This window comes from Oceanococcus atlanticus (assembly GCF_002088235.1).
Taxonomy (GTDB): Bacteria; Pseudomonadota; Gammaproteobacteria; order Nevskiales; family Oceanococcaceae; genus Oceanococcus; species Oceanococcus atlanticus.
Genome location: NZ_AQQV01000001.1, coordinates 1,420,056 through 1,446,125, shown reverse-complemented (window position 1 = coordinate 1,446,125; position 26,070 = coordinate 1,420,056). Strand labels below are relative to the sequence as shown.

At 62.4% G+C, this 26,070-nt stretch carries 24 protein-coding genes; 11 read left to right on the top strand and 13 right to left on the bottom strand.

The window, feature by feature from the left end; translation table 11 throughout:
• Window positions 1-101: 101 nt before the first annotated feature.
• Genes pyk through pap form a run of 5 tightly spaced genes read right to left on the bottom strand, consistent with a single transcriptional unit; the run spans window position 102 to window position 4,394 of the window.
• On the bottom strand, window positions 102-1,523 hold the full coding sequence (pyk, locus tag ATO7_RS06745) for a pyruvate kinase (protein ID WP_083561039.1): 1,422 nt from the start codon (window positions 1,521-1,523) through the stop codon (window positions 102-104).
• Window positions 1,523-2,029, bottom strand: coding sequence for a molybdenum cofactor biosynthesis protein B (gene moaB / locus ATO7_RS06740; protein WP_083560732.1), 507 nt, complete (start codon window positions 2,027-2,029; stop codon window positions 1,523-1,525). Before moaB ends, pyk begins: the two co-directional genes overlap by 1 nt.
• On the bottom strand, window positions 2,026-2,232 hold the full coding sequence (locus ATO7_RS06735; protein WP_083560730.1) for a cold-shock protein: 207 nt from the start codon (window positions 2,230-2,232) through the stop codon (window positions 2,026-2,028). The genes moaB and ATO7_RS06735 overlap by 4 nt, the downstream gene beginning before the upstream one ends.
• Window positions 2,229-2,888: a fumarylacetoacetate hydrolase family protein gene (locus ATO7_RS06730; protein ID WP_083560728.1), complete on the bottom strand. Its 660-nt coding sequence runs from the start codon at window positions 2,886-2,888 to the stop codon at window positions 2,229-2,231. Before ATO7_RS06730 ends, ATO7_RS06735 begins: the two co-directional genes overlap by 4 nt.
• A gap of 27 nt (window positions 2,889-2,915) precedes the next feature.
• A complete protein-coding gene (pap, locus tag ATO7_RS06725) occupies window positions 2,916-4,394 on the bottom strand; it encodes a polyphosphate:AMP phosphotransferase (protein ID WP_206044809.1) in 1,479 nt (492 codons plus the stop codon).
• A gap of 58 nt (window positions 4,395-4,452) precedes the next feature.
• On the opposite strand from pap, the gene sbcB reads away from it, so the two are divergent.
• On the top strand, window positions 4,453-5,880 hold the full coding sequence (gene sbcB, locus ATO7_RS06720; RefSeq protein WP_083560726.1) for an exodeoxyribonuclease I: 1,428 nt from the start codon (window positions 4,453-4,455) through the stop codon (window positions 5,878-5,880).
• Here sbcB and ATO7_RS06715 read toward each other — a convergent pair.
• Window positions 5,877-6,752: an alpha/beta fold hydrolase gene (locus ATO7_RS06715; protein WP_083560724.1), complete on the bottom strand. Its 876-nt coding sequence runs from the start codon at window positions 6,750-6,752 to the stop codon at window positions 5,877-5,879. The two genes, sbcB and ATO7_RS06715, sit on opposite strands and share 4 nt — an antisense overlap.
• The gene (locus ATO7_RS06710) at window positions 6,749-7,027 is read right to left on the bottom strand and encodes an acyl-CoA-binding protein (protein WP_083560722.1); all 279 of its coding nucleotides are present in this window, start codon (window positions 7,025-7,027) and stop codon (window positions 6,749-6,751) included. Before ATO7_RS06710 ends, ATO7_RS06715 begins: the two co-directional genes overlap by 4 nt.
• A gap of 86 nt (window positions 7,028-7,113) precedes the next feature.
• On the opposite strand from ATO7_RS06710, the gene ATO7_RS06705 reads away from it, so the two are divergent.
• The 4 genes from ATO7_RS06705 to ATO7_RS06690 all read left to right on the top strand — a co-directional run bounded on the left by ATO7_RS06705 (window position 7,114) and on the right by ATO7_RS06690 (window position 11,098).
• Window positions 7,114-7,641, top strand: a complete 528-nt coding sequence (locus ATO7_RS06705; RefSeq protein ID WP_206044808.1) for a DUF1643 domain-containing protein — start codon at window positions 7,114-7,116, stop codon at window positions 7,639-7,641.
• A 246-nt stretch (window positions 7,642-7,887) separates the two neighbouring features.
• Window positions 7,888-8,451 (top strand): alkyl hydroperoxide reductase subunit C, encoded by a 564-nt coding sequence (gene ahpC / locus ATO7_RS06700; RefSeq protein ID WP_083560720.1) that lies wholly within the window; start codon window positions 7,888-7,890, stop codon window positions 8,449-8,451.
• Between the two features lie 98 nt (window positions 8,452-8,549).
• Window positions 8,550-10,136: an alkyl hydroperoxide reductase subunit F gene (ahpF, locus tag ATO7_RS06695; RefSeq protein WP_083560717.1), complete on the top strand. Its 1,587-nt coding sequence runs from the start codon at window positions 8,550-8,552 to the stop codon at window positions 10,134-10,136.
• Between the two features lie 137 nt (window positions 10,137-10,273).
• A complete protein-coding gene (locus ATO7_RS06690; RefSeq protein ID WP_240499440.1) occupies window positions 10,274-11,098 on the top strand; it encodes an ion transporter in 825 nt (274 codons plus the stop codon).
• Between the two features lie 68 nt (window positions 11,099-11,166).
• Here ATO7_RS06690 and ATO7_RS06685 read toward each other — a convergent pair whose 3' ends face one another.
• The 3 genes from ATO7_RS06685 to ATO7_RS06675 all read right to left on the bottom strand — a co-directional run bounded on the left by ATO7_RS06685 (window position 11,167) and on the right by ATO7_RS06675 (window position 15,229).
• A complete protein-coding gene (locus ATO7_RS06685) occupies window positions 11,167-12,528 on the bottom strand; it encodes a 3-oxoacyl-ACP reductase (RefSeq protein ID WP_083560713.1) in 1,362 nt (453 codons plus the stop codon).
• 176 nt (window positions 12,529-12,704) lie between these two features.
• A complete protein-coding gene (locus ATO7_RS06680) occupies window positions 12,705-13,913 on the bottom strand; it encodes an acyl-CoA dehydrogenase family protein (RefSeq protein ID WP_083560712.1) in 1,209 nt (402 codons plus the stop codon).
• A complete protein-coding gene (locus ATO7_RS06675; protein WP_083560710.1) occupies window positions 13,910-15,229 on the bottom strand; it encodes an acyl-CoA dehydrogenase family protein in 1,320 nt (439 codons plus the stop codon). The genes ATO7_RS06680 and ATO7_RS06675 overlap by 4 nt, the downstream gene beginning before the upstream one ends.
• A gap of 163 nt (window positions 15,230-15,392) precedes the next feature.
• Here ATO7_RS06675 and ATO7_RS06670 point away from each other — a divergent pair, with 163 nt between their 5' ends.
• From ATO7_RS06670 to ATO7_RS06660, 3 genes are read left to right on the top strand one after another with little or no spacing between them, the layout of a single operon-like run.
• The gene (locus ATO7_RS06670) at window positions 15,393-15,650 is read left to right on the top strand and encodes a ComEA family DNA-binding protein (RefSeq protein WP_083560708.1); all 258 of its coding nucleotides are present in this window, start codon (window positions 15,393-15,395) and stop codon (window positions 15,648-15,650) included.
• 41 nt (window positions 15,651-15,691) lie between these two features.
• Window positions 15,692-16,447, top strand: a complete 756-nt coding sequence (locus ATO7_RS06665) for an enoyl-CoA hydratase/isomerase family protein (protein ID WP_206044807.1) — start codon at window positions 15,692-15,694, stop codon at window positions 16,445-16,447.
• Window positions 16,444-17,181: a nitroreductase family protein gene (locus tag ATO7_RS06660; RefSeq protein ID WP_083560706.1), complete on the top strand. Its 738-nt coding sequence runs from the start codon at window positions 16,444-16,446 to the stop codon at window positions 17,179-17,181. The genes ATO7_RS06665 and ATO7_RS06660 overlap by 4 nt, the downstream gene beginning before the upstream one ends.
• Window positions 17,182-17,327: 146 nt before the next feature.
• Here ATO7_RS06660 and glyS read toward each other — a convergent pair whose 3' ends face one another.
• Complete coding sequence (gene glyS, locus ATO7_RS06655; RefSeq protein WP_083560704.1) at window positions 17,328-19,391, bottom strand: glycine--tRNA ligase subunit beta; 2,064 nt, start codon at window positions 19,389-19,391, stop codon at window positions 17,328-17,330.
• A complete protein-coding gene (gene glyQ, locus ATO7_RS06650) occupies window positions 19,388-20,293 on the bottom strand; it encodes a glycine--tRNA ligase subunit alpha (protein WP_083560702.1) in 906 nt (301 codons plus the stop codon). Before glyQ ends, glyS begins: the two co-directional genes overlap by 4 nt.
• A 347-nt stretch (window positions 20,294-20,640) precedes the next feature.
• Between glyQ and glnA the strand changes: the two genes are divergently transcribed.
• From glnA to glnG, 3 genes are all read left to right on the top strand, one after another.
• A complete protein-coding gene (glnA, locus tag ATO7_RS06645) occupies window positions 20,641-22,050 on the top strand; it encodes a glutamate--ammonia ligase (protein WP_083560700.1) in 1,410 nt (469 codons plus the stop codon).
• 150 nt (window positions 22,051-22,200) lie between these two features.
• Entirely contained in the window at window positions 22,201-23,274 is a 1,074-nt protein-coding gene (gene glnL, locus ATO7_RS06640; RefSeq protein WP_146680183.1) for a nitrogen regulation protein NR(II), read from the top strand.
• Window positions 23,264-24,724, top strand: a complete 1,461-nt coding sequence (glnG, locus tag ATO7_RS06635; protein WP_083560696.1) for a nitrogen regulation protein NR(I) — start codon at window positions 23,264-23,266, stop codon at window positions 24,722-24,724. Before glnL ends, glnG begins: the two co-directional genes overlap by 11 nt.
• A 20-nt stretch (window positions 24,725-24,744) precedes the next feature.
• Here the strand turns inward: glnG and ATO7_RS06630 are convergent, their stop codons facing one another.
• Window positions 24,745-26,070, bottom strand: a complete 1,326-nt coding sequence (locus tag ATO7_RS06630) for an NAD(P)/FAD-dependent oxidoreductase (protein WP_083560694.1) — start codon at window positions 26,068-26,070, stop codon at window positions 24,745-24,747.

Below are 26,070 nucleotides of genomic sequence, written 5' to 3'. Positions count from 1 at the left end.
GATCTGCCCCTGCCTATCGATGTGGATTGGCGCTTTGGGGCGGATAAAACAGCAAAAGTGTATCACATACGCTGGCGTATGTTGCGATGCACTATTCGGTGTCAGTCACCGGCATGCAGAACCTTCATGGAGTTGGTGCCGCCGGGGCCGGAAAAATCACCTTTGGTCACCAGCACGCGGTCGCCACGCCCGATCAGGCCGAGCTTGAGCAAGCATTGGGTGGCTTCGCGGCTGGCCGTGATCCCGTCCAGGTTCGAGGGCACGAACTCGATTGGATAAACACCACGCACCAGCGCCATGCGCCGCCGTGTGGATTCGTGCTGGGTCAGCGCAAAGATCGGAATGCGCGTGTCCATGCGCGACATCCAGACCGCCGTCATGCCCGACTCGGTCAGGGCAATCAGGGCCTGGGCGCGGGTGTGGCGGGCGGCATAGACCGCGCTCATGGCGATGGCTTCGTCGATGCGTTGAAAATGCTTGTCCAAGGCCTTGAGCGATCGGCTGGGCGGGTCAAATCGCTCGGCGCCGACACAAATGCGCGCCATGGCCTCAACCGCGGCCACCGGGTGTTTGCCCGCCGCCGTTTCGGCCGACAGCATCACCGCATCGGTGCCGTCCATGACCGCGTTGGCCACATCCAGCACTTCGGCCCGGGTCGGAATCGGGTTGACGATCATCGATTCCATCATCTGTGTGGCGGTGATGACCAGACGGTTGCTCTCACGCGCTTCGGTGATGATGGTTTTCTGCACGCCGGGCAGGGCCGGTTCGCCGATCTCCACGCCCAGATCGCCGCGTGCCACCATCACCACATCGGATTCGCGCATGATCTCGGCCAGATTGTCGACCGCCTCGGCGCGTTCGATCTTGGCCACCATCTGCGGTTGGCCGCCGGCGGCTTCAGCCAGCCAGCGTGCTTTCTTCATGTCGTCGCCGGAGCGCGGGAACGAGACCGCCAGAAAGTCTGCACCCAGTTCCACCGCGGTTTTGATGTCGGCGCGGTCTTTCTCGGTCAGCGCTGCGGCGGACAGGCCGCCGCCGAGTTTGTTGAGGCCCTTACGGTTGGACAGCTCGCCGCCCTGTTCGACTTCGCACTCCACCGCCGTGCCCTTGATGTGCCGCACTTCCAGGCGCAGCAGGCCATCATTCAGCAGCAGCACATCGCCTGGACGCACGTCCTTGGGCAGGTTCTGGTAGCTGACCCCGACGATCTGAGCGGTGCCGGCATCGGCCGGGTGTGCGGTGTCGAGGGTGAAGGTCTGACCATTTTCCAGCTGGATCGGGCCATCGATAAAGCACTCGATGCGAATCTTGGGGCCTTGCAGGTCGGCCAGAATGCCGACATCACGCTTTTCCGCAGCGGCGGCTTCGCGCACGGCCTTGACCCGCGCGGCGTGATCGGCGGCGCTGCCATGCGAAAAATTCAGTCGCACCACATCCACGCCGGCATGAACCAGGGCGCGCAGTGCTTGCGGGGAATCGGTGGCCGGCCCAAGCGTGGCCACAATTTTGGTCTGACGCATCATGCGTGTTCTTTCAGGCGGGGGAGAAGCATGGCGAAATTGCACGGCGTGGTTCGAATGTCGAGCTGCGGCTGCAGGATCTGTTCCCAAGCCAGGCGGACCGCACCGCTGGAGCCGGGCAGGCAGAACACCAGCGTGCCGTTGGCCACGCCACCCAGGGCGCGCGACTGTATGGTCGAGGCACCGATGTCGGCAAACGACAGCTGACGGAACAGTTCGCCGAAGCCACCCAGGGTTTTGTCGAGCAGCGGCTCAACCGCTTCGGGCGTGACATCACGTCCGGTAATCCCGGTGCCGCCGGTGATCAGCACGCCGTCGACCTCCGGATCGGCGATCCAGGCCGACAGCTGGGCACGGATCATGTACTTGTCGTCGGGCACGATCTGGCGCGCGGCCAGGGCATGTCCCTCATCCTGCAGGGCGCGGGCCAGCCAGGCGCCGGACTTGTCGCTGTCCAGGTCTCGGCTGTCGGACACGGTGAGGACGCTCAGGCGCAGGGTGCTCATCGGCGGCGGACCTGGCGGGCGATGTTGCCCTTGCGGTGCAGGGTCGCTTCGAAACAGACATCCTCGCCAATTTTCACCGCATCATCCTCGATTATGTCGCGATAGTGCACGAAATACGTCACACCGTGATCGTCCTGTATGCGCCCGTAACCGCGCTGTGCGTCGTATTCGAGCACGCGGCCGTGACATTCCCGTGATGTCATGTGGCGACCTCCCCGCGAAAGCTCTGAGAGTTGATCCAGGCTTCGTAATGGTCGCCGGCACACAAGGGGCCGACGCCAACCGGTGTGCCGGTGAGCAGAATGTCGCCGGGTTCCAGCACAAATATCGATGCCGCATCCGCCAGCAGCCGGGAGATGGGGTAGACCATGTCGCGTGTGTTGCCGGCCTGACGTGCTTCGCCGTTCACCTTGAAGCCGATGTCGGCGGCTTGCGGGTCGCTGATCACACCCTCGGCCAGCAGGGGCGTGATCGGGCAGGCATTGGCAAAGCCCTTGCTCGCATCCCACGGGTAACCCTGATTGCGCAGCGTGGTTTGCAGCTCGCGCAGGGTCAGGTCAATGGCCAGTACATACGCGGCAACGGCGTTGTCCGGTATGCGGTCGGCGCGGCTCAGTCGTTGTCCGATGACCAGACCGAGCTCAATTTCATGATGCACCGCGCCGCGATCGGTGGGGAACACCAGTGGGCCAGCGAAATCACACAGCGCGGTGTTCGGCTTGATGAAAAAGGTTGGTTGCGAGGGCACGCTTGACGCCATTTCAGCGGCATGATCAGCGTAGTTCTTCGCCACGCAGACGATTTTTCCCGGGGTCCAGATCGAATGGCTGCCGTCGGCATTGCGCAATTGATAGTGCATGGGCGCATCTTACCTTGGGCGTGGGTGTCAGTAACGCAGCATGTGCCGACATACGCTTTCGATCACCTGGACCCGGGCGTGCCGCTTGTCGTTCGCGGCGACCACCACCCACGGAGCCTGGGCGCTGCTGGTGCGCGCCAGCATGTCCTCCACCGCCTGGCTGTAAGCGGCGCGCTGTTCGCGGTTGCGCCAGTCTTCGTCGGTGAGTTTCCAGCTTTTTAGTGGGTCGGCCTGGCGGGCCTTGAAGCGGGCCAGCTGCTCCTCGTCGCTGATGTGCAGCCAGAACTTGATCAGGCGCACGCCGGACTCGACCAACGCGTGCTCAAAGTGCTGGATTTCCTGGTAGGCACGCTGCCACTCCTGCGTTGCGGCAAAGCCTTCGACCCGCTCCACCAGAACCCGGCCGTACCAGCTGCGATCGAAAACGCACAGATGGCCGGCACGCGGCAGGTGTTGCCAGAACCGCCACAGATAATGCCGGGCCCGCTCCTCATCATTGGGCGCGGCGACCGGAATCAGCTTGTATTGGCGGGCATCCAGTGGTCGCACCAGACGGCGTATGGCGCCGCCCTTGCCTGCTGCATCCCAGCCTTCAAACACAATGATTGTGGACTGCTGGGTGTGCAGGGCCAGCTGTTGCAGGCGCAGCAGCTGACTTTGGGCCTTTTTGAGACGTTCCAGATACTCGGCCTTGCCCAGAGATGAGTTCAGGTCTGTGTGGCTGAGCTGGCGTTTGCTGGTCGGCCGAAAACGCCGCCGCTGTGGCGCGGGACGCTGCTGCTCAAGGGCCTGCTGCAGGTGCTGGGCCAGGCATTCAGCGACCTCAAGGTGACGCTCGCGAGCCTGGCTGCCGTCAATCACCTGCCACGGGGCGTGGGCACCGTGGGTGGCTTGGAGCAGGCTCCGCGAAGCTTCGATAAAGCGTTGATACAGATGCAGATGTTTCCAATCCTGGGGTTTGATCTGCCAGATCGTCAGTGGGTTTTCGGCCAGCTTGTGCAGGCGCCGTTGCTGCTGCTCGGCGGACAGGTGCATCCAGAATTTCAGGATAAGCGTGCCGTCGTCGGCCAGTGTTTTCTCGAACTGTTGAACCTGTTCCAGCTGCTGCTTGAAGCGCTGTGCATCACTGCGGTGGTGAACGAAATCGAGCAGCGGTTGGGTATACCAGCCGGACAGCACCAGCCCGATTCGGCCGCGCACTGGCAGATCGCGCCAGTAGCGCCACAGGCGTGGGCGCTGCTGCTCCTCCGCACTGGGTGCGGTGTAGGCCATGGTTTTGAGGTAGCGCGGATCCAGCCACTCGTTGAGCAGATTGATGGTCTCGTGCTTGCCCCCGCCGTCGACCCCGCCGAACACCAGCAGGACCGGAAAGTCGGCATCGCGCAGCTGGAACTGCAGACGCAGCAAGGTGGCGCGTACCGCTGCAACCCGCTGCTTGTATTCGGCTTTGCCGAGTTTGGCGCGTGGCGCAGGTGGAATGCTCAGGGCTGTGGTCTGATCGCTCACCACCAAACCATAGCAGGCCAGCGTGTAAGCTGAGCGCTGGATTTGCTGATGCCGACCGATGACCGCCGCAACCTATTTCTGGCACGACTACGAAACCTTCGGGGCTGATCCCCGCTTTGACCGGCCCTGCCAATTTGCAGGAGTTCGCACCGATTTTGATTTGAACGTCGTCGAACAGGAGGTTATGGAGTACTGTCAGCCAACGCTGGACTGCCTTCCGCATCCGCAAGCCTGCCTGATCACCGGGATCACCCCGCAGGAAGCCCAGGCACGCGGTTGCCCGGAGCCGGAGTTCATTCGTCGAGTGCTGGAGCAACTGGGTCGCCCCGGCACCTGCGGGGTCGGCTACAACAGCCTGCGCTTTGATGACGAGCTGACCCGGCATACCGCCTGGCGCAATTTTCACGATCCCTATGCCCGCGAGTGGCAGAACGGCTGTTCGCGCTGGGACATCATCGACATGGTGCGGCTGACTTACGCCTTGCGACCGCAGGGCATTGAGTGGCCGCGGCGCCCGGACGGGGCACCCAGCTTCCGTCTGGAAGATCTGGCTGCGGCCAACAATCTGGAGCAGGCACGGGCGCACGATGCCCTGTCCGATGTACATGCCACCATTGCCCTGGCTCGCCTGATCCGCGACAAACAGCCGCGCCTGTACGATTTCGTGGTCGAAAACCGCGACAAAAACAGTGCGCGAGCGATGCTTAATCTGAACACGCATGAGCCGGTGGTGCATGTGTCTTCGCGTTTTCCGGCCGAGTTGGGGTGCCTGTCGCTGGTCATGCCGCTGATTGCCCATCCGCGTAACAAGAACGCGGTGCTGGTGTGTGATCTGCGTGCCGATCCGTCATCCTGGCTGGAGCTTTCGGCCCAGGATCTGGCCGAGCGCATCTTCACGCCCCGTGCGGATCTGCCGGACGATGTGGAACGGGCCGCGATCAAGGCCGTGCATGTGAACCGCTGCCCGGTGCTGGCGCCGGTCAAAACCCTGAGCGAGGCTCAGGCGGAGCGTTTGAGTCTGGACCTGGAGCAGTGCCGTCAGCACTGGAAGTTGTTGAATCAACGACTGCCCGAACTGGCCCCGGTGCTGGCCGAGGTGTTTGCCGACAACGAATTCGATGCGCTCAGCGATCCGGAGCAGAACCTGTACGGCGGTTTTGTCAGCAGTGCAGACCGGCGCCTGTGTGAACAAGTTCTGAACACCCCGGCAGAGGGTTTCTTCGGCCTGGACCTGCCGTTCGAAGACCGTCGCCTGCATGAGTTGCTGTTCCGCTACCGGGCGCGTCACTATCCGGATTCGCTGAACGAGGCCGAGCGTGACGAGTGGGCGCGTTTTCTCAGCCGTCGGCTGGAATTTGCCGCGGATGGTGGCCTCGATCTGAACAGCTACACCAACTTGCTTGAGCAGATGCCGGTGAGTCCGGAACAACAACCCATCATCGAAGCCCTGCGCGCCTGGGGGCGGCAGGTTCAGGAGGCGCTCTAGACGCCCCGTTCGGCCGCGGCGGGCGGCTCGGCCTGCTCGAAAAAGGCCAGAATCTTGGGCATCAGGCGTTGCGGCTTCATGCGCAGTTCTAGCACCGAGCGAGCAATGTGCAACTGCGCGTTGGGCAGTTCATGCTGCAGCACCTGCGCATCTTCGATGTTGTGCAGCCAGTCGCCGCCATGGGCGATGATCATGGCCGGCATGTCGAGTTTGCGACGTTCCCTTCGTGGCGGCACCACCGGTCCGACCAGCACGCCGTGGATGATGCTGGCGATGTCTTCGGGTTCCTGGGCCAGGCCGTTGTAAAGAATCTGCACCAGATTGCTGCGTGGCCGGGGCAGCTGGCGCACGCCTCGGGCCAGCAGGCGCGGTATCGGCGCGGCGTAACGCACCATGGCCAGCACCGGCACCAGCATCAAGGCCGCTGCAGGGGTGGCGCGTTCCATCACCGGCATTTCCAGGAACAGCGCTTTGACCCGCTGCGGATACTGCGTGGCAAAGGTCAGGCTGGTGATGGCGCCCAGCGAAACTCCGCCGATGATGGCTTTGTCCACGCCCAAGTGATCCATCAGCGTGCGCAGTTGCTCGGCGAAGAAATCGACCCGCAGCTCCTTGGCGTGGCCGGGCTTGTCGCTGCGCCCGTGACCCAGCAGATCCAGCAGGATCACGCGGTAGCCGCGTTTGGCCAGGGTCAGGGCCAGGTCGCGGTTGCAGGCCGAGTCAAGCAGAATGCCGTGGATCAGGAACACCGGCGGGGCCGCCGGTGCGCCGTATTCCTCATAGGCCAGCCGGTACCCCTCGTAATCGCAATAACGCACATCTGCGTCATTGGCGACGCGGATACGCTGGGGAAACGGCAGGACCCGGCTCATTCGAACTGTGAAGCGACGGCCTGGATTTCGTTCACGTACTGCTGCATGGCGTCATCCTGGCTGGTGCCCTTGAGCTTGGCCCAGGCGTCGTATTTCATGCGGCCGACCATGTCCAGCATGCCGGGGCGCTTGCCGCTGACATCGCCCTTGGTGGCCTGGTTGTAGAGCCCGTACATCTTGAGCTTCATGTCATTGGACGGTTTGAACGGACCATCCGCCGGTGCGGACTGAACCTTGGCCACTGCGGCCTCGAATTCGGCTTTAAGATCGGACATTGTGTCTCCCGTAAGTCAACGTCAGTGTGCCCGGCAGAATACCAGCGCCGCCCGGAGCGGTCATCTGCCGGGCGCGGCGTTACACTGTGCAGCGGATTGATCTCAGCCTGACCATGTCATCACTGCAACCCTGGCGCCACAGCGAGGCGCGTTTTTCCCCTTGTGGCGCTTATCGTTACCGGCTCTGGCGCATCTGGGGTGAGGGCGAACCGCAGCGTCGTCTGTGCATGATCATGCTCAACCCGTCGACCGCCGATGAGTTCAAGAACGACCCCACGGTGGAGCGCTGCTGTCGGCGGGCGCGCATGTGGGGCTACGACCGCCTCGATGTGGTCAATATCTTTGCCTTGCGCAGCACCGATCCGCAGGGGCTTTATCTGTGTGATGACCCGGTCGGCGAAGATAACGATGCCGCCATACTCGAGGCGGCTCGCGAAGCAGATCTGGCGGTGGCGGCCTGGGGCAACCACGGTCGTCTCGGCGGGCGTGGCGGGCATGTGCTGGCGATGCTCAAGTCGGCGGGCGTGGAGTTGCATGCCTTCAAGCTGTCCCAGGTCGGTGAGCCGGTTCATCCGTTGTACCAGCCCTACTCGGCCTTGCCGCAGCCCTTGTAGTCGCTACGGCACGCGTGCCTGGCGCCCCAACAGGGCAACCAATCTCACTCACAGCGGTCCTATCGTCGCGGCGTGCCGGGCGGTATAGAAGGTACATCCGCCCGGGATAGTGCATGCTATAAACGTTCCCGCCGCACGATTACTTAAAACTAATCAAACATTAAAAAAATAAAATTTCACCTATGCATGGTGGGTTCGTATACTGTTTCTCGTTCATTAAATTTCGCTAATCAAAGGAGCATTTCGATGTCCCTCATCAATACCGAAGTCAAGCCGTTCAAAGCCACCGCCTTCCAGAACGGTGATTTCGTGGAAGTCACCGATCAGACCCTGCGTGGCCAGTGGTCCGTGGTGGTGTTCTACCCGGCTGACTTCACCTTTGTCTGCCCGACCGAACTGGAAGATCTGGCTGACAACTACGAAGCCTTCAAGGCACTGGGCGTTGAAATCTATGGTGTGTCCACCGACACCCATTTCGCTCACAAGGCTTGGCATGACACCTCCGATGCGATCGGCAAAGTGAACTACCCGCTGGTTGGCGATCCCACCGCAACCCTGGCGCGCAACTTTGACGTGCTGATCGAAGAAGAAGGCATCGCCCTGCGTGGCACCTTCGTGATCAATCCGGAAGGCCAGATCAAGCTGTGCGAAATCCACGACAACGGCATCGGCCGCGACGCCACCGAGCTGCTGCGCAAGGTCAAAGCCGCCAAGTACGTTGCCGAGCATCCGGGCGAAGTGTGCCCGGCCAAGTGGAAAGAGGGTGCTGAAACCCTGACCCCGTCGCTGGATCTCGTCGGCAAAATTTAACGAGACCCCGCAGCCGCCGAACATCTCCCCCCTGCATACGGCGGCAACCCCCGCCGGGGCCGAACCGGCCCCGGCTTTTTTTTGAATGGAGCAAGCCCGTGTTGGACAAAAACCTCGAAACCCAGCTGCAAGCCTATCTGCAAAAGCTGACGCGCCCGGTGCACATTCTTGCCAACACGGATGGTGGTGAGAAATCCACCGAAATGATGCAGCTTCTCCGTCAGATCGACGCGCTTTCGCCGAAGATCGACGTAGAAGAAGCCCAGGACAGCAGCCTGCGTGCGCCCTCGTTTGCATTGACCACGCCGGACCAGGACATCCACCTGCGTTTTGCCGGTATCCCGCTGGGCCATGAATTCACCTCGCTGGTGCTGGCCTTGCTGCAAGTGGGCGGCCACCCGATCAAGGTCAGCGACGAGCAGCGCGAGCAGATCGCTGCGCTGGATGGTGATTTCGAATTCGAAACCTATTTCTCGCTGTCCTGCCAGAACTGCCCGGACGTGGTTCAGGCCCTTAACCTGATGGCGGTGATCAATCCGCGCATCCGTCACACCGCGATTGATGGCGCAGCTTTCCAGGATGAGGTCGAGCGGCGTGAAATCATGTCGGTGCCGGCCGTGTTCCTCAACGGTGAAGCTTTTGCATCCGGGCGTATGGGCGTGGATGAATTCCTGGCCAAGCTGGACAGCGGTGCTGCGGCTCGTGAGGCCGAAAAGATCGATCGGAAGGACCCCTTCGACGTGCTCGTGGTGGGTGGTGGCCCGGCTGGTGCTGCGGCTTCGATCTACGCCGCGCGCAAAGGCATTCGCACTGGTATAGCGGCAGAGCGCTTTGGCGGTCAGGTGCTGGACACCATGGGTATCGAAAACTTCATTTCGGTGCCGCACACCGAAGGGCCCAAGCTGGTGGCCCAACTGGAGCAGCATGTCCGTGACTACGATGTCGACATCATGCCGTTGCAGCAAGCCAGCAAGCTGATTCCCGGTGAGGCCGGTCTGCACACGGTGGAATTGGCCAGCGGTGCGCAGCTGTCAGCTCGCAGTGTGATCATCGCCACCGGTGCGCGCTGGCGCCAGATGAATGTGCCGGGCGAAGACGAGTACCGCAACAAGGGCGTGGCCTACTGCCCGCACTGCGACGGGCCCTTGTTCAAGGGTAAGCCGGTTGCCGTGATCGGCGGTGGTAACTCGGGTGTTGAGGCGGCGATTGATCTGGCCGGCATCGTAAGCCACGTGACCTTGCTGGAATTCGACGACAAGCTGCGCGCCGATGCGGTGTTGCAGAACAAGCTGCGCAGCCTGCCCAACGTGACCATCCTGACTTCGGCCTTGACCACCGAAGTGCTCGGCGACGGGCGCAAGGTGACCGGTCTGCGTTACCAGGACCGCAGCAGCGGCGAATCGCACGACGTCAGCCTGGACGGCATCTTCGTACAAATTGGCTTGCTGCCGAACTCGGAATGGCTCAAGGGCAGCCTGGAGCTGAGCGAGCGTGGCGAAATCGTTGTCGATGCGCGCGGTCAGACCTCACTGCCCGGCGTGTTTGCGGCCGGCGACGTGACCACGGTGCCATACAAGCAGATCGTGATTGCGATGGGTGATGGCGCCAAGGCCTCGCTCAGCGCTTTCGATCACCTGATACGCAGCAGCGTACCCGAACAGGACGCGGCCCGCGCCGCAGCCTGATCCCCGGCGCCGGACGGCGCCACAGCCTCAACCCAAGGCCTCAGTTCAAGCCCCCTCGCGGGGCTTGAATTGTTTCGGGCAGCCCCTACCATCTGCACCTCTCGACCCGTCACTGTGGGTGCTTCGTGTCTGCCGCCCTGTTCTCCCGCCAGCGCCTGCGCGCTTTCCTCGACAATAGCCGCGTTCAGGCGGCCATCGTCGTTCTTATTCTGATCAATGCCGTGACCCTGGGGCTGGAAACCTCAACTGTGGTCATGGGCCGCGTGGGCCTGTGGGTGCACGGCCTGGACATGCTCATCCTTGCGGTGTTCACCCTGGAAGTCACGGCCAAGCTGTATGCGCGGGGCTGGGGTTTCTGGCGCGATGCCTGGAACGTGTTCGATTTCCTGGTGGTCGCGGTGGCTCTGGTGCCGTCCTCCGGGCCGTTCTCGGTGCTGCGCGTGTTGCGTCTGCTGCGTCTGGTCCGCATGGTGCCGACCCTGCGCAACATCGTCGAATCCCTGCTCCATGCGGTGCCCGGGATTGTGTCCATCTTCGGTCTGCTGGTGTTGGTGTTCTACGTCTTCGCGATCATCGCCACCAGTCTGTTCGGGCAGACTTTTCCGGAGTGGTTTGGCTCGCTGGGTGCTTCGCTCTATACCCTGTTCCAGGTGATGACCCTGGAAAGCTGGTCGATGGGTATCGCCCGCCCGGTGATCGAGGTGCACGCTTGGGCCTGGGCCTTTTTCGTGCCGTTCATTCTGGTTTCAAGCTTCACCGTGCTGAACCTGTTCATCGCCGTGATCGTGGATGCCATGCAGCGTATCCATGAGGTGCGGGCGCGTTTTGCCGAGCAGGATGAGCCGGACACGGCCGAGCAACAGATTGCCGAGCTGCAAACCCAGCTGGAACAGATGCAGAGCGTGCTGGGGCATCTGCAGCACACCCTGGAACAGGAAAGGCGTCAGCGCGAGCAAGCCTGACGCATACAAAAACGGCGGGCACTGGGCCCGCCGTTGTATCTGGCGTGCCGGCGCAGGCCGGCCCGGGCTTAAGCCCCGATCAGGCTCTGACCGCAGACCCGCACCACGTTGCCAGCGATACCGGCGGCACCCGGCGTGGACAGGAAGCAGATCAGTTCGGCCACATCTTCCGGCAGGCCGCCCTGCGACATCGAGTTCATGCGACGACCGGCTTCGCGAATCATCAGCGGCATTTCGGCCGTCATGCGGGTCTCGATGAAGCCCGGTGCGGCGGCGTTGAAGATGATGCCCTTGGCAGCCAGCTCGTCGGAACGTGCAGCCACATAGCCGATCAGGCCGGCTTTGGTTGCGCCGTAGTTGGTCTGGCCCATGTTGCCGGCGATGCCGCCGATCGACGACAGGCAGACCACGCGGGCGTGATCGTTCAGGGTGCCGGCTTCAAGCAGTGCATCGTCAACCCGCAGAATGGCTTCCAGGTTGATTGCCTGGACCATGTCCCAGAACTTCTCCTTCATGTTGGCCAGGGTCTTGTCGCGGGTCACGCCGGCGTTGTGGACCACGATGTCCAGGCCGCCCTTGCTGCTGAAGTAGTCAACAATGGCTTGCGGCGTGTCGGCACCGGTGATATCCAGGGCCAGGGCTTCGCCGCCGATGCGGTCAGCCGTGGCCTGCAGGGTCTCGGCATCTGCCGGGATATCCAGCACCACCACTTTGGCGCCTTCAGCGGCGAGTCGCGCTGCGGTTGCCGCGCCGATACCGCGTGCACCACCGGTGACCAGCGCGGTCTTGCCGGCCAGAGCCTGGCTGTAGGCAATCTTGGTCGGTGCCTTCTTCGGCTTGTTCACGGTGACGGCCTGGGCGTCGACATAGGTCGAGTGATCCGACAGGAAGAAGCGCAGCGGACCAACGCTGTATTTCTCCGCGCCTTTCTGCACGTTGATCAGATTGGCGGTTGCGCCTTTCTTGCCGATTTCCTTGCCCATGGAGCGGACAAAGCCTTCCACGGCGCGGGCTGCGGTGCTGCTGTGCACGTCGGCTGCGGTGGCCGGGTTCTGGGCCAGCACCACAATGCGCGCGTTGGCTTTGATCTTGCGGATCACCGGGTGGAAGAAATCGTACAGCTGGCGCAGATCGGACGCGCCGGTCAGGCCGGTGGCGTCAAACACCAGGGCGTTGAATTTGTGTTCGTCGCCCAGAGTGGTGGGTGCGGATTTGTCCAGATCGGCGCCCGCATCCTTGAGGGCGTTTTCCACCGTGTTGGCGGCAAAAGCGCCCTGGCTTGCGCCAAACAGCACGCGACGGCCGGCCAGCGGTTCGTCAGCGTAGGCGCCTGAAGCACGGGCCAGTTTCTGTGGCGTCGGCAGGCCGATGGACTTGATCAGGGAACGGGTTGCCGGCTGCTCGGCCAGGCGCAGAAGAAAGTCGCTCATGATGCTCCCCCGTAGGGATGTGGGCGGATTGGGTAGGGTTCAGATCGCGGTGGAAACGGTTGCGTTACCGCGATACGGACTGGCGGGCGAGTATCCCGCGCCGCCAATCAGACAACAAGACTTGTCGGATTTTAAAAGTGATGCTGCGGTGCGTCAAACGCAGCATCTGTCTGGCTTCATTTCAGTTCAGCGGAAGACTTGCCGAGCAGCCGACGGGCAACGATCAGCAACTGAATCTGCTGGGTGCCTTCGAAAATGTCGAGAATCTTGGAGTCGCGCGCCCATTTTTCCAGCAGCTCATCTTCGGAATAGCCCAGCGCACCGCCCAGCTCGGCGCATTTCAGCGTGACCTGGGTGGCCATGCGCCCGGCTTTGGCCTTGCTCATCGAGGCCTGCAATGAATTGGGCTGGCCGTTGTCGGCCATCCACGCCGCGCGCAGGGTCAGCAGGCGGGCGGCCTCCCATTCGGCTTCCAGCTCATGGAAGGTGGCGACGGCTGCAGGCATGCGCCAGCGGTCGGCGGCGTAGTCCGCGGGCGAAAGTCCGGCCTGTTCGAGCAGTTCACGGGTGCGCTCCAGCGCTGCCCGGGCCACGCCGATCGCCATGGCGGCGACCACCGGGCGGGTGTTGTCGAAGGTCTGCATGACCCCGCCGAAGCCCTGTTTGGTGTCAATCTCTTCGCTGCCCAGCAAAGCGCTGCGCGGCACCCGGCAGTTCTCGAACACGATGGTTGCCGTATCTGATGAACGGATGCCCAGCTTGTGCTCCAGACGCAGCACCTTCATGCCCGGGTTGTCCTTGGATACGACGAAGGATTTGATCGCCGCGCGCCCTTTTTTGGGATCGAGCGAGGCCCACACCACCACGTGGTCGCAGCGTTGGCCGGCGGTCACGAAAATCTTCTCGCCATTGATCACGAATTCGTCGCCATCGCGCACCGCGGTGGTGCGGATGGCGGCTGAATCCGAGCCGCAGCCCGGTTCGGTGATGGCCATGCCGGCCCAGCAACCGCGCAGGGCTTTTTTCTGTTCGTCGTTGGCCACCGCAGCAATGGCCGCATTGCCCAGCCCCTGGCGTGGCAGTGACAGGGCCAGACCGACATCACCCCAGCACAGCTCGATCAGCCCCAGCACCGTGCTCATGTTGGCGCCATTAACGATGCCATCGCTGTCCGCGGCCGCGCGGGCCAGGCCGGCGGTGCCGGCACCGCGGTCGCCGCCGTCATTCATGCCGTCCATCAAGGCCGACAGCATGTCGAGTTCTTTGGGGTAATCGTGTTCGGCGCGGTCGTACTTGCGCGAGTTGGGGCGGAAGATTTCGCTGGCGACCTGGTTGGCCTGGTGCACCAGCATGCGGAATTTGCGTGGTTCTTCGAGACGTATCACAGCAGCAGCCCCCCTTCCAGATTGGCAATGGCGCGCAGGTCGCGGTACCAGCGCTCCACCGGATGTTCCTTGACGTAGCCGTGTCCGCCCAGCATCTGCACACCGTCGCTGCCGATCTGCATGGCCTTGTCGGCACAGTAGCGGTGGGCCAGCGCGGCCTCGCGCTGGAAGTCCTGGCCCTGTTCTGCACGCGCCGTGGCGCGCCACATCATCAGGCGCATGGCATCCAGCTCCAGGCCCATGTTGGCCACGGTAAAGGCCACGCCCTGGCGATGGCTGACCGGCTCGCCAAACGCCTTGCGTTCGTTGACATAGGGAATCACGTAGTCGAGCACCGCCTGGCAGGTACCAACAGCCAGCGCACACCAGCCCAACCGGGCCAGTGCGATGGCCTGCTGAAAGGCCTGCTCATCACCCAGGATGTCGCTTTCGGCGATGCGCACCTGATCCAGAACAACCCGGCCCAGACTGGCGGCGCGCAGGCCCATGGCCGGTTCGGGTGTGGCGCTGAGCCCGCGGCTGTCGCCTTCGATCAGCGCCAGCCGTGGGCCAAGGCCTTCCAGATCGGCGCTGACGACCAGCAGATCGGCGAACGGACCGAGCGGCACCAGGGCTTTTTCACCGCTGATCCGCCAGTGCGCGCTGTTGCCGTCCCGTAGGCCGTGACAGGCAGGGCGCGTGGGGTCGGCCAGCGCGGTGGGCTCGAGCAGGGCCAGTGCCGCGTCAGGTGGATCATCTTCAGCAAATGCGGCCAGATACCGCATCTGCTGGTCGCTGTTGCCCCAGGCGGCCAGGGCATTGGCCACGCCAACCGGCGCCATCAGCGCCAGCGCCTGACCCATGTCGCCCCAGGCCAGGGCTTCGGCAACCAGCGCAGAGCTGATCGGTGAGCGTTCGCTGCCGGCGCCGCCCAATGCTTCCGGCACCGCCATCAGGCTTAAGCCCAGTTCGAACGCGCCGCTCCAGACCTCTTCGGCGATCTCGCTGTGTTTTTCGGCATCCTCTGCGGCCGGGCGCAAGGCTTGTTCGGCGAAGCGGCGCACCGACTCGACCACCATGGCCTGCTCTTCTGTTGGTGTCAGATCGAACAGATCGGTGGGCTGGTGGTTTTCCATGCGCGCCGGGCTGAGCAGGTTCTTGACCGCCTTGAACTGGCGTCCGGCTGTGCCGGCCACTTTGAAGCCCGTACGACTGGCTTGATAGAGGGCTTTCTCCGTAGGCTTTTTGAGGCCAAGCCTGTCCAGCGCCTTGGAGCCGGCCAGGCGGTTGAGCGCCGCCAGCCCCAGGCCTTGTACATCGCGTTGCCGTTTCGGCATGAGCGCAGTCTCCGGGATGTTCGGGTGAGCGAAATGAAACAGGAAAGAGGACTTTCCGCATTGAATCATAGATCGACCAAGGCGTCATCCATGGGCGAGCGTGTCCGGATTTTCAGTGAATCCGCGTAACCGTGCATGAGCTTTCCTGTTTTGAGGTGTCGCCATGGGGCGATTCATAAGCATGCTGTTGGCGGTGCTGATTCACACCTGGGTTTGGGCTGCGCCCGTCAACATCAACACCGCCAGCCGCGAGCGTCTGGACGAGGAGTTGAGTGGTATCGGTAGTGTGCTGGCCGACCGCATCGTGCGCTACCGCGAGGCGCATGGGCCGTTTCGTTCGCCGGATGAGATCCAGAATGTGCCATACATCGGGGTTAAAACCTTCGAAAAGAACCGCCAGCGCATCCAGGTTCAGGATTAAGCCGGCTTGGTTACAATCGTGGGCCTGTATCCCCAAGGACCATGCCTGTGAGCTCTGTGCTGCTTGAGCGCGACGATGCCGTTGCCACCCTGATTTTCAATCGCCCGGATGCGATGAATGCGCTGACCCCGGACATGCTCAGCGTGGCCGGTGACCATGTGCGTGCGCTGGCGAGCGATGCGGCGATCAAAGTCATCGTCATCACCGGCGCCGGCAAGGCTTTCTCGGCGGGTGTGGATCTCAAGGCCCTGGGCAAGGTCGAGTTGGTTAACGGGTCGGTCGGCGAGATTCTGGATGCCCCGGCGCGGCGCCTCATCGATGCGATCGAGAACGCGCCGCAACCGGTTATCGCCAAGGTCAACGGTCATTGCTACACCGGTGCCCTGGAGCTGGCCCTGGCCTGCGACTTGCTGGTCTGCGCCGAGGAAGCCGGTTTTGGTGATACCCATGCCAAGTGGGGGCTGCGTCCGAGTTGGGGCATGAGCCAGCGTCTGCCGCAACGAGTCGGCGCCCAGCGCGCCCGCGAATTGTCGTTCACCGCGCGCACCGTCAAAGGCGCAGAAGCGGTGACTATCGGCCTGGCTTGTGATGCTGTGCCACGTGATGCGCTGGACGATCATGTGGCGGCGCTGTGTCAGCGTATTGCCGCGAACAGTGCGCAGGCGCTGGCCGCATACAAGGACCTGTATCGGCGGACTCAAGGGGCGTCGCTGGATGCCGGCTTGGCCTACGAGAACGCGCGCATCTATGCGCTGGATGACAGCGCCGAGCGTCTCGCCGGGTTTCTGTCCAAATGAGTCGTTACACCGCACCGCCGCTGCCTGAAATCGACGTTGAGGAATTCCGCAAGGTCGTGACCACGCGGCGTTCGGTGCGCCGGTTTACCGACGAGCCGATTCCCGACGACATCGTTCATGATTGTCTGGACATGGCCCTGCTGGCGCCCAACTCGTCCAATCTGCAGCCCTGGGATTTCTATCGGGTGGTGTCGCCCGACAAGAAAAAAGCCCTGGGTCCGGCGTGTTTGAACCAGAATGCGGCTAAAACCGCCGCGGAGCTGATCGTGGTGTGCGGGCGCACTCGCACCTGGAAACAGCACAGTGCGGAAATGCTTGACTACTGGCCGGAAGAAACCGTGCCGCGGATTGTCGAGAAGTACTACACCGTTGGTACCCGAGTGCACTACGGCACCTTGCCGCTGGATCCGTTCGGGCGTCTGAAGAAGTTGATTCGCGATGTCACCGGTATCCGCTCACCGGCGCCGCGCTGGCCCAACAGCAGTACCGATATGCAGCTGTGGGCGTGCAAAACAGCTGCGCTGGCGGCGGAAAACCTGATGCTCGCGTTTCGCGCCCACGGTTACGACACCTGCCCCATGGAAGGCTACGACGATGCCCGCGTGCGCAAGATCGTGCCGTTGCCGCGTGATGCCTTCATCGTGATGATTGTGGCCGCTGGGCGACGCGCCGACGATGGTCTTTATCATCGTCAGTTCCGCTTCGAGCGTGAACGCTTCATTCACGAAGTGTGATCAGCCGGTGACCTCGGTCACCCGAACTGGACGCCCCTAGGGGCCTTGCCCTGCAATACGATCAGGTGCCCCCAACAGGCTGGCTGAAGCCGCGTGCGCAAGGCGCGGCCCGCCCAAGTGATAAAGGCCAGCCGGGGGCGCCTGTCTTAGCCGCTGCTGAGTGCGGCAAAGTCCGCCAGTGCGCTGCAACGGCGGGCAAAGACCTCGAGCAGTGCGTGGCGCGCCTGGCGTAGCGTGTCATCGTCCGCATTGACCAGCACTTCGTCGAAGAACTGGGTAATCGGTGCGGACAATTCGGCCAGCGCATTCATGGCGCCGACATAATCACGTGCCGACAAAGCCTGCTCGAACGGCGCCTGGCTGGTTTGCAAGGCCTGCTGCAAGGCCTGTTCTGCGGCTTCGATCAGCGCCTCGGGATTGCTCTTCAGATCGCGGTTGTCGCCGAGGATATTGCGAATACGCTTGTTGGCTGCGGCCAGTTGCTCGAACGCGGGATTGTCCTGCATGTCCTTGAGCGCCTGACAGCGTTGCAGGCTGTCGGTGACATTCAGCGCTTGGTGGCCGCTAAGTACGGCTTCGATGATGCGCGCATCAAAGCCCTGGGCGCCGAGCCAGACGCGCAGTCGGTCGCGCAGGAATTTGAGTAACTCGTCCCGGGCTGGTGCACCAAGTTTGTGCAGCGTGCTGTCCTGACCGGCTTGATCGATCAGCGCATCAAGCGGCAGCTGCGCATTGAAGCCGGCCAGAATCCGGATCACCCCCAGAGCCGCGCGGCGTGCGCCATACGGATCTTTCGAACTGGTCGGGCGTAACTCGTCTTGCGAGAACAGGCAGATCAAGGTGTCCAGCTTGTCGGCCAGCGCGGTGACGGCGCCAAGCGGGGCGCTCGGAATGGCATCGTCAGGGCCTTCCGGCTGATAGTGCTGTGCAATCGCCTGGGCCACGGCGTCGGCTTCGCCGCGATGGCGTGCGTAGTGGCCGCCCATAATGCCTTGCAGCTCGGGCATCTCGTACACCGCCATGCTGGCCAGGTCCGCCTTGGCCAGCTCGCTGGCCCTGGCGGCTAGCGTTGGCTCCACCGAGAAGGCTGCTGCGAGCCGTGCAGCCAGCGCCTGCATGCGCTGGGTTTTGTCGGCCAGACTGCCGAGGCCTTTGATGTAGGTCACTTTGGTCAGCTTGTCGAGCCACACGCTGACATCGGTTTTGAGATCCTGTTGCCAGAAGAACAGGGCGTCAGTCAGGCGCGGCCGGACCACTTTTTCGTTTCCGGCGGTGACTTGGGCGGCATCGCGGCTGCGCAGGTTGGCGACGGTGACGAACTCGGGGCTGATCGCGCCTTTGTCGTCATATACCGGGAAATAGCGCTGATGTTCCTGGATCGTGGTGACAATAACCTCTTCCGGCAGTTGCAGGAATTCCTCGTCAAAACGTCCCAGAATCGGTTCTGGCCATTCCACCAGCGCGGTCACTTCATCCAGCAGGCCTTCGTCGATCAGGGCGCGACCCTGGGCGACGGTTTCGACCTGCTTGCGGATCTTGGCTTTGCGGCTGGCTGCATCAGCCAGCACGAACGCCTGTTCCAGCGCCTGTTCATAGTCACCGGCCTGCTTCAGCGTGATCGTGTCGGGTGCGTGGAAGCGGTGTCCGCAGGTGGTGCGGTCGGCGTGCAGGCCAAAGGCCTGAAGCGGCAGAACGCTGTCGCCATGCAGCGCGATCAGACTGTGCACCGGGCGTACGAAGCTGGCATCGCCGGCACCCCAGCGCATGCGTTTGGGGACCAGTTCATCCATGCGCTTGAGGGTTTCATCGAACAGGCCTTGCAACAGTTCGGCCAAGGGCAGGCCGGGTTGCGTGCTGGCGTAGTACAGGTACTCGCCCTTGTCGGTCTCGATGGTGCTGAGCTGCTCAAGCGTAACGCCACAGCCGCGAGCAAAGCCTTCGGCCGCTTTGGTCGGCTGACCGTCACGGTAGGCGGCAGCAACCGCAGGGCCGCGTCGCTCGACCGATTGGTCAGGCTGCATGCTGGCGACATCTCGCAGCAGGGCGGCAATGCGCCGCGGCGTGGCGAAGCGCCGGGTCGCGCCAAAGCTGACCCCGGCGGTTTTCAGCCCGTTGCTGAAGCTGTCAAGCAGGGCGTCGGCCAGCGGCGCCATGAAGCGTGCGGGCAGTTCCTCGCAGGCGATTTCAATCAGCAGATCGTGCTGGCTCATGCTTGGCCCTCCGACTGCTTGGCCATGGGGAAGCCCAGGGCCTCGCGCGCCGCGTAGTAGGCTTCAGCGCAGGCTTTAGCCAGAGCGCGCACGCGCAGAATGTAAGCCTGGCGTTCGGTGACCGAGATGGCCGAGCGCGCATCCAGCAGGTTGAAGTTGTGTGAGGCGCGCAGGACCTGTTCATAGGCCGGCAGCGGCAAGGATTTTTCGATCAGGTTGTTGCACATGCGCTCGGCGTCATCAAAAGCCTGAAACAGAACCTGGGTGTCGGCGTGCAGGAAGTTGTACGCCGATTGCTCGACCTCGTTTTGGTGAAACACGTCGCCGTAGGTGGTTACGTTGTCGCCATCGCGCGCCCAGATCAGGTCGTAGACCGAGTCCACGCCCTGGATATACATGGCCAGGCGCTCCAGGCCGTAGGTGATTTCACCGGAAACCGGACGGCACTCGAGGCCGCCGACCTGCTGGAAATAGGTGAACTGGGTGACTTCCATGCCGTTCAGCCAGACTTCCCAGCCCAGGCCCCAGGCGCCCAGCGTGGGTGATTCCCAGTTGTCTTCGACGAAGCGCACGTCGTGGGTAAGCAGGTCAAAGCCGAGCGCTTTGAGCGACTCCAGGTAGAGCTCCTGAATGTTATCCGGCGAGGGCTTGAGCAGAACCTGAAACTGGTAGTAGTGCTGCAGGCGATTGGGGTTTTCGCCGTAACGGCCGTCGGTCGGGCGGCGTGACGGCTGCACGTACGCGGCTTTCCACGGTTCCGGGCCGATTGAGCGCAGGAAGGTCGCAGGGTGGAAGGTGCCGGCACCGACCTCCATGTCCAAGGGTTGAAGAATCACGCAGCCCTGCCGGGCCCAAAAATCCTGCAGGGTGGCGATGAGCTCGGCGAAGCTCGGAGCGCTCATGGGCTTATCTGTTCGGGGAAAACGCCCATTCTAACAAGGGTGAGGATTGTCGGGCCGGTCCCGTAGCAGATCCGTTGCGCACCAAATTGGTGCTTTATGGCGCGTTTGGGCCATGAGCGCTCTTTTATGGTGCGCTGATCGGGCCACTTGGCTGTGCAGATCAAGGGAACTCAGTGACTTGCGATGCCCCAAAGTTGGCACGCAATATGCTTAATGCACCAAACGGGTTCGCTTTCAAGCCTGTGGCCAGCGTAACGGCGTGCGGCAACTTTTACGGTGTACACTGCGAGGTTGCCGGGAGCCCGGCGCGCGGCACGAATTTTAATCTCACCAAACGGGAGAAAAGCATGTCGGCTAACGACGTAATGAAAATGATCGAAGAGAAGGGCGTGAAGTTTGTCGACTTCCGCTTTGCAGACACCAAGGGCAAGGAGCAGCACGTCACTGTTCCGGCTCACACCATCGACGAAGACGTCTTCGAAGAAGGCAAGATGTTCGATGGTTCGTCGATTGCCGGCTGGAAGGGCATCAATGAGTCCGACATGATCCTGATGCCGGACACTGAAACCGCCGTGATCGACCCGTTTGCCGAAGAGACCACGCTGAACCTGCGTTGCGACGTGATCGAGCCGGCCACCATGCAGGGCTACGAGCGTGATCCGCGCTCCCTGGCCAAGCGCGCCGAGGCCTACATGAAGTCGACCGGCATCGCCGACACCGCCTTCTTCGGTCCGGAAAACGAATTCTTCGTGTTCGATGACGTCAAATGGAGCGCCGATATCTCGGGTGCCTCGTACAAGATCGATTCCGAAGAAGCCTCCTGGAACACCGAGAAGGTCTACACCGATGGCAACCTGGGTCACCGCCCGGGCGTCAAGGGTGGTTACTTCCCCGTGCCGCCGGTGGATTCGCTGCATGACCTGCGTTCCGCCATGTGTCTGGCGATCGAGGAAATGGGCGTTGAAACCGAAGTGCACCACCATGAGGTGGCTACCGCTGGTCAGTGCGAAATTGGCGTCAAGTTCAACACTCTGGTGAAGAAGGCTGACGAAGTTCTGATCCTCAAGTACGCGATCCAGAACGTCGCTGCCGGTTACGGCAAGACCGCCACCTTCATGCCCAAGCCGCTGGTTGGTGACAACGGCAACGGTATGCATGTGCACATGTCGCTGGGCAAAGACGGCGCCAACCTGTTCACCGGCGACGGTGTCGGTGGTCTGTCGGAAACCGCGCTGTACTACATCGGCGGTGTGATCAAGCACGCCAAGGCGTTGAATGCGTTCTGCAACGCATCCACCAACTCCTACAAGCGCCTGGTCAAGGGCTTTGAAGCACCGACCATGCTGGCTTACTCCGCGCGTAACCGTTCGGCCTCCATCCGCATTCCGTACATCACCAATCCGAAGGCGCGTCGCATCGAGGTGCGTTTCCCGGACTCCACTGCAAACCCGTACTTGGCCTTTGCAGCGCTGCTGATGGCTGGCCTGGACGGTATCCAGAACAAGATCCACCCGGGCGATGCCATGGACAAGGATCTGTACGATCTGCCGCCGGAAGAAGAGAAGAACATCCCGCAGGTGTGCTTCAGCCTCGACCAGGCGTTGACCGAACTGGACAAGGACCGCGAATTCCTGACCCGCGGTGGTGTCTTCACAGACGATCTGATCGATGCTTACATCGAGCTGAAGAGCGAAGAAACCACGCGTCTGAAGATGACCACGCATCCGGTCGAGTTCGACATGTACTACAGCCTGTAACAGGGCTGCGCCAGCGCGGTGCACGCACCGCGTTGGGTCGTCGAAACATAAGCGCCCCCGTATGGGGGCGTTTTTTTGCCCGTATACTGCACCAAAGTAGTGCGTATACAGGTCTGTATTTTTGGCAAACAATTTGCTTTGAAGATGCCCATGACTCCCCCACGTCCACAGTTGACCGCCGTCGAAGCGCTCGATGGGCTGACCCTGGCTGTAATTGCCCTGGATCAGCAGCTGCGGGTGGACCGCATGAACTCTGCGGCAGAGGTGCTGTTCGGCGTTAGTGCTGGCTACGCTTGCGGCGAGTCTTTGCACACGGCCCTGCCGTTGCTGGCGCCGATTGTGGGCCGGGTGGCCCAAGCACTGACCGACGGCGAAGGCTTTACCGAGCGTGAGCTGCGCCTGCGTGGTCCAGGCGGACGCACCATCACGCTAGACGTTTCGGCCACACCGGTGCGCAGCGGTGTTGATCGGGCATTGTTGCTGGAGCTGATGCCGCGTGATCGCCAGTTGCGTATCAGTCGCGACAACAGCTTGTGGAAACAGCAGCAAATTTCGCGCGAGATGATTCGTGGCCTGGCCCATGAGATCAAGAACCCTCTGGGTGGCTTGCGTGGGGCCGCGCAGTTGCTGGCGCGCCAGGTCAACGATCCATCGCTGACCGAATTCACCGATGTGATCATCAATGAGGCGGATCGGCTGCAGGCGCTGGTGGATCGTTTGTTGGGGCCGAACCGGCCGCCGAAGAAGCGCCAGATCAATATTCATGAAGTGGTCGAGCATGTGTGCAAGCTGGTTTGCGCCCAGGCGTCCGCCCAGGTTGTGGTCGAGCGCGATTACGACCCCAGCCTGCCGGAGCTGCTGGCTGACCCTGAACAGATGATTCAGGCGCTGCTGAACATCGGCGTTAACGCGCTGGAGGCGGTGGGTGATGAAGGCCGTATCCGGTTTCGCACCCGCTCACAGCGCCAGTTCACGATTGGTGGCACGCGCCACCGCTTCGTTTTGCGTGTGGATGTCACCGACGACGGGCCGGGCATTCCTCCCGCAATGCTGGAGCAGATTTTCTATCCCATGGTCACCACCCGGCCTGAAGGTTCAGGACTGGGGTTGGCCATTGCGCAGAACCTGGTGCACACCCATGGCGGGCTGATCGAATGCGACAGCCGGCCGGGCGCCACCACGTTTTCCATTTACCTGCCCGTGGAATGTAGCGATGTCACTTGAAGTCTGGGTTGTAGACGACGACGACAGTATCCGCTGGGTGCTCGAAAAGGCGCTCGGTGCTGCCGGTATGGCGGTGTCGAGCTTTCCTGGCGGCGTGGAAATGCTCGATGCGCTGGAAACCGGTTGTCCTGACGTGGTTGTCACCGACATCCGCATGCGCGGCATTGACGGCATCGAGCTGCTGCAGCGTCTGAAGAAGGTCCAGCCCGATCTGCCAGCGATCATCATGACGGCGCATTCCGATCTGGACAGCGCGGTGTCAGCGTATCAGGGCGGGGCTTTTGAATATCTGCCCAAGCCCTTCGATGTGGATGATGCGGTTGACCTGGTGCGGCGTGCCGCGCGTCTGGCCGCTGAAGAAAAGCCGGCGGCCACGGAAGAGCTGACCAACACCGTGCTGGTTGGCGAAGCGCCGGCCATGCAGGAGGTTTTTCGCGCCATTGGGCGGCTGTCGCATTCCGATATCAATGTGTTGATCACCGGCGAATCCGGGACCGGTAAGGAGCTGGTCGCACGGGCGCTGCACGCTCACAGCCCGCGCTCGCGTAACAGCTTTATTGCCATCAACACCGCGGCCATTCCCAAAGATTTGATGGAGTCCGAATTCTTCGGCCACGAACGCGGTGCCTTTACCGGCGCCACCGGACAGCGCAAAGGCCGCTTTGAGCAAGCCGACGGCGGCACCCTGTTCCTGGACGAAATCGGCGAAATGCCGGCCGATCTGCAGACCCGTTTGTTGCGTGTGCTGGCTGATGGCGAGTTCTATCGCGTCGGTGGTCATGTGCCGGTCAAGGTTGATGTGCGGGTAGTGGCGGCGACCAATCAGGATCTGGAAACCGCGGTCAACGAGGGGCGTTTTCGTGAGGACCTGTTCCACCGTCTCAATGTGATTCGTGTGCGCCTGCCGCCGTTGCGTGAGCGCGCCGAAGATATTCCCTTGCTGCTCAAGCATTTCATGGTGGCCTGTGCGCGTGAACTCGGTGCCGAGAGCAAGCAACTGCGTCCCGAGGTGGTGCAGCATCTGGCCTCGTTGACCTGGCCGGGCAACGTACGCCAGCTGGAGAATATCTGCCGCTGGCTGACGGTGATGGCGCCGGGTGCCGAAGTGCATCTGGACGACCTGCCGGGCGATCTGCCGCCAGCGCGCGCCGGCGTGGCCGAGCCTGCAGGCGATGCGCCGCTGTCAGGCGAGACGGCGGCCAGCTATGGCGAAGTGATTCATGGCACCAGCGGGGCCGGTGGTGACTGGCGTCTGAGCCTGGCGCACTGGGCCGAAGCGCAGCTTGAACGCGGCGAAACCGGGGTGCTGGATCAGGCCATTCCGCAGATCGAAAAGCTGCTCATCCAGGTGGCGCTCAAGCACAGCGGTGGCCACAAGCAGGATGCGGCCAAGCTGCTAGGCTGGGGCCGCAATACCCTGACCCGCAAACTCAAGGAGCTGGGCATGTAAGTGCCCGGCGGACGTGTCGCTTACGGCGCGCGTTCGAAGGTTTTGGGATCGATCCCGCGTGCTTTCAGGATGTTGGAGGTTTTCGGCGGGTTGCCGGTGATCAGGCGATCGGCGGTGCGGCCCATGAATCGCCACAGCCAATGCAGCGTGACCGACAGGCGCTGGCCGGGTTCGATCAGCGACCACACATGCACCACTGCCCACAAGAACCAAGCGGTGAAGCCAGTGACCCGCATGCCGCCAATTTGGCCGACCACGCGGTAACGGCCGATGATCGCCATGGAGCCTTTGTCGAAGTAGCGGAACGGCTTGCCCGGCTTGTTTTTAAGGCGCCGCTTGAAGGTTTTGGCCAGGTACTCACCTTGCTGGATGGCCACCGGCGCCAGGCCAGGCAGGCTGCGCCCCTCGCCCAGACTGAAATGTGCCAGATCACCCACCACATGAATGTCTGGGTGATTGGGCAGGCTGAGGTCGGGCTGAACCAGAAAACGGCCACCCCGGTCGGTTTCCTCACCGGTGCGTTTGGCCAGAATCCGTCCGAAGGCCGAAACCTGTACGCCGGCCGCCCACAGTATGGTCTCGGCCTCCAGGGTTTCGACCTCTTCGCCCTGCTGCAATTGAACGCGCCCGGCCGCGATGTCCTGCACCATGCACTGGGTGCGCACTTCCACGCCGAGCTGCTCGAGGTAACGCTGGGCTTTCTTGCTCAGGCGCGGATCGAACGCCGGCAGCACGCGGTCGGCGCCCTCGATCAGGGTGATGCGGGCATCGCGTGAATCAATCGCGCGGTAGTCGCCGACCATGATGCGTTGAGCCAGTTCGCCCAACGCCCCGGCCAGCTCCACGCCGGTGGGGCCGGCACCCACCACAACGAAATTGAGCAGGCGGCGGCGCCGATCCGGGTCGCTTTCCCCTTCAGCCAGCTCGAAAGCACGGAAAATGCGATGGCGCATTTCCAGCGCGTGCTCGATGGTTTTGAGTCCGGGTGCGTTGTGGCGCCACTCGTCGTGGCCGAAGTACTGGTGCTTCACACCGGTGGCCACAATCAGCGTGTCGTAGGCCAGCTCACCACGCTCGTGGTGGATGATTTTGCGTTGCGGATCGATGTCGTAGGCTGTCGACATCAGCGTTCGCACATTCTTGCACTTGCGCAAGACCACACGCTGTTGCGCGGAAATGTCACCAACCGTCAGGATGCCGGTGGCAACCTGATAAAGCAGCGGCTGGAACAGGTGAAAATTGCGCTTGTCGAGCAAGGTGACGTCATAATCCGAGCCACAAAGTCCGCGCGCGGCGAACAGGCCGCCGAAACCGCCGCCGACGATAACGATTCTGTGCTTGTGCAT

Bases quoted from the DNA above. Each gene is read 5' to 3' on its own strand.
- pyk (WP_083561039.1), bottom strand. From the start codon at position 1,523: ATGCGTCAGACCAAAATTGTGGCCACGCTTGGGCCGGCCACCGATTCC.
- moaB (WP_083560732.1), bottom strand. From the start codon at position 2,029: ATGAGCACCCTGCGCCTGAGCGTCCTCACCGTGTCCGACAGCCGAGAC.
- ATO7_RS06735 (WP_083560730.1), bottom strand. From the start codon at position 2,232: ATGACATCACGGGAATGTCACGGCCGCGTGCTCGAATACGACGCACAG.
- ATO7_RS06730 (WP_083560728.1), bottom strand. From the start codon at position 2,888: ATGCACTATCAATTGCGCAATGCCGACGGCAGCCATTCGATCTGGACC.
- sbcB (WP_083560726.1), top strand. From the start codon at position 4,453: ATGACCGCCGCAACCTATTTCTGGCACGACTACGAAACCTTCGGGGCT.
- ATO7_RS06715 (WP_083560724.1), bottom strand. From the start codon at position 6,752: ATGAGCCGGGTCCTGCCGTTTCCCCAGCGTATCCGCGTCGCCAATGAC.
- ATO7_RS06710 (WP_083560722.1), bottom strand. From the start codon at position 7,027: ATGTCCGATCTTAAAGCCGAATTCGAGGCCGCAGTGGCCAAGGTTCAG.
- ahpC (WP_083560720.1), top strand. From the start codon at position 7,888: ATGTCCCTCATCAATACCGAAGTCAAGCCGTTCAAAGCCACCGCCTTC.
- ATO7_RS06685 (WP_083560713.1), bottom strand. From the start codon at position 12,528: ATGAGCGACTTTCTTCTGCGCCTGGCCGAGCAGCCGGCAACCCGTTCC.
- ATO7_RS06675 (WP_083560710.1), bottom strand. From the start codon at position 15,229: ATGCCGAAACGGCAACGCGATGTACAAGGCCTGGGGCTGGCGGCGCTC.
- ATO7_RS06670 (WP_083560708.1), top strand. From the start codon at position 15,393: ATGGGGCGATTCATAAGCATGCTGTTGGCGGTGCTGATTCACACCTGG.
- ATO7_RS06665 (WP_206044807.1), top strand. From the start codon at position 15,692: ATGCCTGTGAGCTCTGTGCTGCTTGAGCGCGACGATGCCGTTGCCACC.
- ATO7_RS06660 (WP_083560706.1), top strand. From the start codon at position 16,444: ATGAGTCGTTACACCGCACCGCCGCTGCCTGAAATCGACGTTGAGGAA.
- glyS (WP_083560704.1), bottom strand. From the start codon at position 19,391: ATGAGCCAGCACGATCTGCTGATTGAAATCGCCTGCGAGGAACTGCCC.
- glyQ (WP_083560702.1), bottom strand. From the start codon at position 20,293: ATGAGCGCTCCGAGCTTCGCCGAGCTCATCGCCACCCTGCAGGATTTT.
- glnA (WP_083560700.1), top strand. From the start codon at position 20,641: ATGTCGGCTAACGACGTAATGAAAATGATCGAAGAGAAGGGCGTGAAG.
- glnL (WP_146680183.1), top strand. From the start codon at position 22,201: ATGACTCCCCCACGTCCACAGTTGACCGCCGTCGAAGCGCTCGATGGG.
- glnG (WP_083560696.1), top strand. From the start codon at position 23,264: ATGTCACTTGAAGTCTGGGTTGTAGACGACGACGACAGTATCCGCTGG.
- ATO7_RS06630 (WP_083560694.1), bottom strand. From the start codon at position 26,070: ATGCACAAGCACAGAATCGTTATCGTCGGCGGCGGTTTCGGCGGCCTG.